The sequence below is a fragment of the Alishewanella sp. WH16-1 genome, assembly GCF_001441695.1.
Lineage (GTDB): Bacteria > Pseudomonadota > Gammaproteobacteria > Enterobacterales > Alteromonadaceae > Alishewanella > Alishewanella agri.
This window is the reverse complement of record NZ_LCWL01000118.1, coordinates 1-743: the sequence shown is the minus strand read 5'-3', so window position 1 is coordinate 743 and position 743 is coordinate 1. Positions and strand designations below refer to the sequence as shown.

Annotated in this window: 1 protein-coding gene; it reads right to left on the bottom strand. The window is 49.0% G+C overall.

Annotated elements, in window-relative coordinates; translation table 11 throughout:
* Positions 1 to 665 (bottom strand): transposase (locus tag AAY72_RS12385; protein WP_197408414.1); only part of this gene is annotated, 665 nt, incomplete at its 3' end.
* Positions 666 to 743 lie beyond the last annotated feature (78 nt).

The window sequence follows — 743 nt, the reverse complement described above, 5'->3', positions numbered from 1 at the left end:
GGTTTGCCTTCCCGCGTCATAAAACCACTGTCAGGGTCGGTTGTGCTTACCTTTTGATTTTTGGTTTCAGGCTCCTTCGAGTCATCTTGTTTGAGTGGCGCTTTGCCATGGGCTAACCGGTCCTCTTCAACCGCCTTGTTGAGCTCAGCGATATACGCCGATGCACTGACCGCCACCTCTTTGTTCACCGCCTTGCGCTTATTGGCATTGGCTTTTAAATGTGTGCTGTCAGTGTAAAGCGTGTGACCACCAATCAGACGCTGCTCATACGCCTGTTCAACTATCCGGTCGAAGATACGCTGAAACACATCCGTGCCGTTAAAACGACGAATACGATTCTGGCTCAGCGTGGAGGCATCAGGCACTTTCTCGGTTAATCCCATCCGCAAAAACCAGCGATAAGCCACATTAACCTGAATTTCCTGTACCAGACGACGCTCACTGGGAATGCCAAACAGATAGCCGAGGATCATCATCTTAAACAAACGGACAGGGTCAATCGGCGGACGGCCATTATCTTTGCAATAGAGATGTTCGACTTCAGCACGAATGAACTCGAAATCAATGGCGGCATCGACCTTGCGTACCAAATGGTTCTTTGGTACCAGCTCTTCGAGCGTGACCATTTCTAACTGATATTGTTGAGGAGAGGGAGTTTTGAGCATGATGGTTAGCCTTCAAATCAACTAACCCTATTAGATCAAAGTCCTGGATCGGCGTCCAGGACTTTGTCAGCAGTCTGA